The 6,955-nt window shown below is 59.2% G+C and carries 10 protein-coding genes; 8 read left to right on the forward strand and 2 right to left on the reverse strand.

The genetic code is table 11. The annotated features are described in order from the left end of the window. Window positions 1-14: 14 nt before the first annotated feature. The 5 genes from hda to GQF02_RS12390 all read left to right on the forward strand — a co-directional run bounded on the left by hda (window position 15) and on the right by GQF02_RS12390 (window position 3,675). Window positions 15-689 carry a DnaA regulatory inactivator Hda gene (gene hda, locus GQF02_RS12370; RefSeq protein WP_124735469.1) on the forward strand — a complete coding sequence of 225 codons (675 nt, stop codon included), beginning with the start codon at window positions 15-17 and terminating at the stop codon, window positions 687-689. After that, on the forward strand, window positions 686-1,354 hold the full coding sequence (locus GQF02_RS12375; protein WP_124735470.1) for a histidinol-phosphatase: 669 nt from the start codon (window positions 686-688) through the stop codon (window positions 1,352-1,354). Before hda ends, GQF02_RS12375 begins: the two co-directional genes overlap by 4 nt. Before the next feature lie 73 nt (window positions 1,355-1,427). After that, on the forward strand, window positions 1,428-2,294 hold the full coding sequence (locus GQF02_RS12380) for an ATP-binding protein (RefSeq protein WP_124735471.1): 867 nt from the start codon (window positions 1,428-1,430) through the stop codon (window positions 2,292-2,294). Window positions 2,295-2,338: 44 nt separating this feature from the next. Next, window positions 2,339-3,256 carry a Nudix family hydrolase gene (locus GQF02_RS12385; protein WP_160797538.1) on the forward strand — a complete coding sequence of 306 codons (918 nt, stop codon included), beginning with the start codon at window positions 2,339-2,341 and terminating at the stop codon, window positions 3,254-3,256. Next, complete coding sequence (locus GQF02_RS12390; RefSeq protein WP_124735473.1) at window positions 3,253-3,675, forward strand: hypothetical protein; 423 nt, start codon at window positions 3,253-3,255, stop codon at window positions 3,673-3,675. The genes GQF02_RS12385 and GQF02_RS12390 overlap by 4 nt, the downstream gene beginning before the upstream one ends. A 47-nt stretch (window positions 3,676-3,722) precedes the next feature. Here the strand turns inward: GQF02_RS12390 and ubiA are convergent, their stop codons facing one another. Both ubiA and GQF02_RS12400 read right to left on the reverse strand, forming a co-directional pair. Continuing rightward, window positions 3,723-4,595 (reverse strand): 4-hydroxybenzoate octaprenyltransferase, encoded by an 873-nt coding sequence (ubiA, locus tag GQF02_RS12395; protein ID WP_160797540.1) that lies wholly within the window; start codon window positions 4,593-4,595, stop codon window positions 3,723-3,725. After that, entirely contained in the window at window positions 4,595-5,119 is a 525-nt protein-coding gene (locus tag GQF02_RS12400; RefSeq protein ID WP_235930176.1) for a chorismate--pyruvate lyase family protein, read from the reverse strand. Before GQF02_RS12400 ends, ubiA begins: the two co-directional genes overlap by 1 nt. A gap of 35 nt (window positions 5,120-5,154) precedes the next feature. Here GQF02_RS12400 and GQF02_RS12405 point away from each other — a divergent pair, with 35 nt between their 5' ends. The 3 genes from GQF02_RS12405 to GQF02_RS12415 are packed head-to-tail and all read left to right on the forward strand — an operon-like array spanning window position 5,155 to window position 6,746. Beyond that, on the forward strand, window positions 5,155-5,535 hold the full coding sequence (locus GQF02_RS12405; RefSeq protein WP_328698619.1) for a CidA/LrgA family protein: 381 nt from the start codon (window positions 5,155-5,157) through the stop codon (window positions 5,533-5,535). Then, window positions 5,532-6,248 carry an LrgB family protein gene (locus GQF02_RS12410; protein WP_235930177.1) on the forward strand — a complete coding sequence of 239 codons (717 nt, stop codon included), beginning with the start codon at window positions 5,532-5,534 and terminating at the stop codon, window positions 6,246-6,248. The genes GQF02_RS12405 and GQF02_RS12410 overlap by 4 nt, the downstream gene beginning before the upstream one ends. Before the next feature lie 36 nt (window positions 6,249-6,284). Continuing rightward, entirely contained in the window at window positions 6,285-6,746 is a 462-nt protein-coding gene (locus GQF02_RS12415) for a SixA phosphatase family protein (RefSeq protein ID WP_160797544.1), read from the forward strand. The last annotated feature ends 209 nt before the right edge of the window (window positions 6,747-6,955 follow it).

The raw sequence follows: 6,955 nt of genomic DNA on the forward strand, positions 1-6,955 counted from the left end.
CCCAGATTGCAATTTTGGACCAACTCGTACTCGACCTTACGCCGACGCCCTTGCCCGGCTTTGACAATTTCCTTGCCAAGCGCAACCGCGAGATCATTTCGGCACTGACCGACACGGCCGGTGAACGCTTTATTTACCTGTGGGGCGAGCCCGGCTGTGGCAAGACGCATCTGCTGCAAGCCTGGATCGCTCATGCCGAGCGTACCGGCCGCGCATCCATCTATCTGGATGGCAAGGCCGAACATCTGCCCGATTTTGCCCGAGAGGCGAGCTTTATCGCCGTCGATCATGTCGATGATCTGGCGCCGGACGACCAGATCACGCTGTTTTCCATTTACAACTCCTTAAAAGAGTCGGGCGAAGGGCGTTTATTGATGGCGGGGCGCCTGCCGCCCATGCGTTTGCCGGTGCGCGACGATCTGCGTACCCGTCTGGGCTGGGGGCTGGTGTTCCAGGTCAAGGCCCTGTCCGATCAGGACAAGCTCGCCGCGCTTAAACAGCATGCCGCCGAGCGCCAGTTGTCCATTCCCGATGATGTGTTCCGTTATTTGCTGACCCACTGGCGCCGCGATCTGGGCAGCCTTTTGGGGGTGCTGGATACGCTGGACCGTTATTCGCTGGCGCTGCAGCGCCCGATTACCGTGCCGCTGGTGAAAACCCTGTTGCAAACTACCCGGTCAGAACCATGAACCTTGCCCTTTTCGATCTGGACAACACCCTGATTGCCGGCGACTCCGATGTCGAGTGGCCCAAATTTCTGATCAAGCGCGGCATTCTGGACGCGACGCATCATGCGCGCCATAACGACTATTTTTATGCGCAGTATCAGGCCGGCACGCTGGATATCTACGAATTCCTCGATTTCCAGCTGGAACCCTTGAGCCGTTTTTCCCGTGCCGAACTCGATGCACTGCACGCCGACTATATGGACGGGCATATCCTGCCGATTATTCCGCGCAAGGCGCGCGAACTGTTGGCTGCGCATCAGGCCAATGGCGATCAGATCGTGATCGTCACCGCCACCAACCGCTTTATTACCGGGCCGATTGCGCGTGAACTCGGGGTCACGGAGCTGATTGCGGTCGAGCTGGAAGAACAGGCCGACGGACGCTACAGCGGCAAACCGTCGGGCACGCCCAGCTTTAAAGAGGGCAAGATTACCCGCTTGAATGAATGGCTGGCGGCGCGTGGCCAGACGCTGGCAAGCTATGAACAGAGCTTTTTCTACAGCGATTCGCGCAATGATTTGCCGCTATTGTCCATCGTCAGTCACCCGGTTGCAGTCGATCCCGATGATGTGCTGCGAGCGCATGCCCAGACGCATGGCTGGCCGGTGATCAGTCTGCGTTCTTGAGTTAATCAGGCCGGCCCTTGCGCCGGCCTTTTTTATGGCAACTAACAATAAGGTCACTGACCAAAGGAGAAACATGGATAAGCTCAATGCCTTTCTCGAGCGTGCCGAGTCTTTGCTGGCGCGGCTGGAGCCTTTGCTGCCTCCTGCGCTGCCTTCACCGGACTGGACGGCCCCTGCATTTCGCTGGCGCCGCCAGGGGCTGGCCACCTGGCTGGAGCCGGTTTATACGCCGCACGGCATGCGTCTGGGCGACTTGCTGCACGTAGATACGCAAAAAGAGTCGCTGGTACGCAATACCCGCCATTTTCTCAAGGGGCGACCGGCTAATAATGTGCTGTTGACCGGTGCGCGCGGCACCGGCAAGTCGTCCCTGGTCAAGGCTTTGCTGTCCGAGTTTGCCGACAAGGGCTTGCGCCTGATCGAAGTCGAGAAAACCCATCTGGCCGATCTGCCGCAAATTGTCGATTGTCTGGCCGGTCGTCCCGAGCGCTTTATCCTGTTTTGCGATGATCTGTCGTTTGAAGAGGGCGAGGATGGCTATAAGGCGCTTAAGTCGGCGCTGGATGGCGGCATCGCGCCGCGCGCCAGCAACTTGCTGATCTATGCCACCTCCAACCGCCGCCATCTTTTGCCCGAGCGCATGAGCGAAAACCGCGACGGCCGCTCGCCGGACGGGGAGATTCACCCGGGCGAGGCGATCGAAGAGAAGGTATCGCTGTCTGACCGTTTCGGCTTGTGGCTGTCGTTTTATCCTTTTGATCAGGATGCCTATCTGGCCGCCGCCGCCTCGTGGCTGGGCAGTTTCGGTCTGCCGTTTGACGGCCCGGCCGAGCGCGCTGCGCTGCAATGGGCACGCATGCGCGGCAGCCGCTCGGGACGCGTCGCCTGGCAATTTGCCTGCGACTGGGCCGGGCGCACGGTCAAGGAACGCAAGCTGTAAGTCTCTTGCCCGCCCTTGGGCGGGCTTTCACCCATAGAAGCCGTATGCATTCCTCCAACAAAAAAATTATTCCCGTCGTCGCCGGTGCGCTGATGCGCGCCGATGGCGCTTTTATGCTGGGCTCGCGCCCGGCCGGCAAACCTTATGCCGGCTACTGGGAGTTTCCCGGTGGCAAGGTCGAACCCGGCGAGAGCCTGTTCGATGCGCTGGTGCGCGAGTTTAGCGAAGAGATGGGCATTACCGTCACCCAAGCCACGCCGTGGCTGACCCGGGTGCATCATTACGAACATGCTTCGGTCGAGCTGACTTTTTTCCGTATCTGGGCATGGGACGGCGAGCCGCAGTCCTGTGAAGGGCAGGCCTTCGCCTGGCAAATGCCGGGGCAAGAAACCGTGAGCCCCATGCTGCCGGCCAACGGCCCCATCCTTAAATCCCTCTCCTTGCCGGATTACTGCGTGCGCACGTGTTCTAACCCCACTGACACGGCTGCGACGCTGGCCGCCTTGCCGGGGCGGGCCTTGCTGCTGGTGGATGAGCCGGCACTTGAGCGGCACGAGTTGGCCGCCTTGCTGCAGGCGCTCGCGCCTGACGTGCATGCCTCCGGTGGCTTGCTGCTGGCCAAGGCCGATCCGGCCTGGCTTACCGGGCTGCCGGTCGATGGCGTGCATTTGTCGCAGCAAGCCCTGGATACATTGACTGATCGTCCGGATTTTCCTTGGGTCGGGGCGGAGGTGGCGTCGCTGGCGGGTCTTGCGCGTGCGGGGGCCTTGGCGCTCGATTATGTGTGTGTGGCGCTTACCGCTACGGATACGGAGCCAGCCGGGCGCGAGCTGGGCACTTATCTGGCCGGATCGATTCCTTTGCCGGTATTTGCCGATGCGGGCGGTGCCGTGCTTGACCTGGATGCGGCGCGTACATATGGCGCGCATGGCGTGGTGTTGACGCAAGGAGGGATGCGATGACGGCCAAGCGTAAAAAGCTCTTATTACTGGCGCTGGCTTTACTTGCCCTGGGTGCGATCAAGTTTGCCCTGATCCGCCATTATCTGCAGCAGGAGAAGACGGCGCAGGCTGAGGTCTTGCAGTGTGATGTGCTGGCCGGTTGTGCCTTGCCTTCCGGCGGGATGGTGAAGTTCCGGCAGCCGCCCTTGGCTGGCCAGCCCTTTGTGATCGATATCAGCGGTGTGGGCAAGGCAGAACCCAAGGCCGAGTTCAGCATGGTCAGCATGGATATGGGGTTTAACCGTTACAGCTTTGTGTCTGAAGGGCAGAACTGGAGCGCCAATGTGCACCTGCCGGTTTGCGTCAGCGGCAGCAAGGATTGGCAAATGACCCTGCTGCTGGACGGGCGGCGTTACACCTTGCCGTTTGCCGTACGTTAATGTGTTCAACGCCACCCAAGGATGGGTGGCGTTTTTTCTGCTTCGCTTTAGCGCAGCAGATAGTCGGCAGCGATGCCGAGAAAGATCAGCAGCCCCACGCGGTTATTGCCCAGAAATGCCTGAAAACAGCGCTGGCGGTCACGGTCGCGGATGGCGAAATACTGACGGCTTACCAGCAGCGCAGCAAGGGTGGTCGCGGCGAAGTAGGGCAGGCCCATGTCCAGCATGCGGCCTAGCTGGAGCAGCAAGAGTATGAAGAGGGCGTGGCATACCATCACCGCCGCGACATCATGGCGGCCAAAGGTGATAGCCGAAGTCTTGATGCCGATTTTCAGATCATCCGGCTTGTCGACGATCGCATATTCCGTGTCATAGGCTATGGTCCAGGCCATATTGGCAGCCAGTATCAGCCAGGCCACCGGCGGGACGGTGCCGCTTTGCGCGGCAAAAGCCATCGGAATGCCGAAAGAGAACGCCAGCCCCAGATAGGCTTGTGGCAGTGGGAAGAAGCGCTTGGTAAACGGATAAGTCGCGGCCAGAAACAGCGCCGGCAGGCTCATCGCCCACGTCAGCAGATTAAGCGGCAGAATCAGCAAAAATGCGGCGAAAGCCAGCGCGCCTGCCAGCAGCAGCGCTTCTTTTTCACTGACTGCGCCGCGGGCAAAGGGGCGGTGGCGGGTGCGTTCGACATGGGCGTCTATATGGCGGTCGGCGTAATCATTGATGACGCAGCCGGCCGAACGCATCAGGAAGGTGCCGGCGATAAAAATTGCCACAATCATCCAGTCGGGGCGACCGTCGCCGGCTATCCACAAACCCCATAAGGTAGGCCAGAGCAAGAGCAGGGTACCGATGGGCTTGTCGGCACGCATCAGTTGCAGATAAACGGTGGCGCGCTCGCTCAGTCGCGTGCTTTGCATCAGGCCAGACTTTCGAGTTCGGGTAGGAAAATTTCGCTGACCAGCAAGGGCGCGTCATGCAGGGTAAACAGACAGCGCCGTGCCGGCAGTTGCTCTGCCTGGCTATGCGCTTGTACCAGTGCGTGCAATGCATCCGGTTGCTGCAGCGTATTGAAGCGCAAGGGACCGCGCACCAGTTGCGGCAAGCCGCCAAACAGGGTGAGCCCCAGAGAGCGGGATCCCCTGTCCAGCAGTGCAGACCACTGCGGGCAGGCGCTGCGGCATACGCTGCGTGCCATCACGACCGGTATTCCATCCAGTAGCAACAGCACATGGCGAGCATGGAGCACAGCGTGTGGGGCTATTCCTAGTAGCACCGCTTCCTGATCAAGTGCAGTATTATCTGATTGGAATAATACTTGAACATCAAAGCGTCGGCCGCTGGCGAGCAGGCGCTCGGTCAGCGAACCGGGTTCGCTCAGGCAGGCTGCGATGGCTGGGGTGGTGGCAGGCGGATGTTCCTGCCACATAAAGTCGGTAAGCATGGTGCGCATTATGCCAAACGTGGCGCAGCCTTGTCGTGCGCCAGTACAAGCAAGAGGGAGGAAAAATGCTGGAAATGGTGTTGTGGCTGATTGGCTACCAGCTATTGGGTGAGTTTATCGCGCACACTTTAGGTTTGCCGGTGCCGGGTGCCGTTATCGGCATGTTGCTGCTGTTTATCACCTTGTTGCTGCGCCGCTCGGTGCCGCGAGGCCTGCAGCAGCATGTGCCGGTCTTGTTATCCAATATGTCTTTGCTGTTTATTCCGGCTGGCGTGGGCTTGCTGGCATGGTGGCCCTTGTTGCAGGAGTCGGGCTGGCGCTTGCTGCTGGCGTTAGTGCTGTCAACACTCGTGCCTTTGCTATTGTCGGCTCTGGTATTGAAAACCCTGCTGGGCAGGCTAAGGGCGCGCGAATGATGATGGCCGCCACTACGCTTGCCAAGATCGCTTCCTCGCCCATGGCCGGTATTTTTATCACCCTGCTGGCTTACAAGCTGGCCATCTTGTTGAACAAGCGCTGCCATGGTCATCCTTTGACCAATACGGTACTGGTCGGCTCGCTGATCGTGATCACCCTGTTGCTGTTGTCCGGTATCAGTTACGAACGCTATATGGAGGGCGGGCGTTTTATCCTCTTGTTGCTGGGGCCTGCTACGGTCGCACTGGCGGTGCCGCTATACCATAATCTACCCAAACTCAGGCGTGCAGCCGGCCCCTTGGCGATTGCGCTATGCCTGGGGGCGCTGGCGGGTATTCTCACTGCCTTGTATCTCGGGCAGGGCTTGGATTTGCCGCACAATGTGGTGTTATCTTTGTTGCCGCGCTCGGTTACGACCCCGATTGCCATGGGAGTGTCCGAGGCGATAGGCGGGATACCGGCGCTCAGTGCCACATTTGTTATCGTGTCCGGTATTTTGGGCGCTGTGCTGGTCAAGCCGCTTTTTACATGGCTGGGCTGGCGCGATGATATGGTGTTGGGGTTTGCTACCGGGCTTGCCGCACACGGTATCGGCACGGCACGTGTGTTTCAGCTGTCGGAAACGGCCGGCGCCTTTGCCGGGCTGGCCATGGGCTTGAACGGTTTGTTGACGGCCGTATTGGTGCCGCTGGTGGTCAGCTGGCTGATGTGATGCACTAGCGTTTAGATTTGAATAAAGGAGAGGGCGATGGATCTGGTGTTATGGCGCCATGCCGAGGCGGAGGAGGGGAGTGACGACTTGGCGCGTGTCCTGACGCGGCGGGGGCATAAGCAGGCCAGCCAGATGGCGTACTGGTTGCGTCAGCATTTGCCTAAAGATTATGTACTGCTTGCTTCCGAGGCGCGGCGTACCCAGCAGACTGCCGCTTATCTGGGTAAGCAGTTTGAGGTTTTGCCTGCGCTCAATCCGGATGCATCGTGGGATCAGGTGCTGCGCGCCGTTAAATGGCCGCAAGGGGCGCGCACCGTCGTGCTGGTCGGGCATCAGCCTTATCTGGGGTGTATCGCCGCCATGCTGTTGAGCGAACAGCCGCTGTTCTGGAGCGTGAAAAAGGGCAGCATCTGGTGGCTTAGCCATAAAAAGCATGGCGAGATCGAGCAAGTGAGGCTGAAAACGATGTTGCCGGTGTCCATGCTGGATCACGGATAAAACGGTCAAGCCAGCTCATAACTCGGCTATTTGTGGGTGTGGTGAAAGTTTCTCTGTCTGTTTTATTTGGTGTTTATCTTTTTGTATCAATTACTTGTGTAGGTTTTGTGCTTTTTGACCTGCGTTTTTGTGGATTTTATTGCGGGCATAGGGTTGACGCATGCTCCCGAATTCCGTATATTTCGCCTCCTCAGCTGACGACGCAAACG

The organism is Craterilacuibacter sinensis (assembly GCF_009831765.1).
GTDB lineage: Bacteria > Pseudomonadota > Gammaproteobacteria > Burkholderiales > Chromobacteriaceae > Craterilacuibacter > Craterilacuibacter sinensis.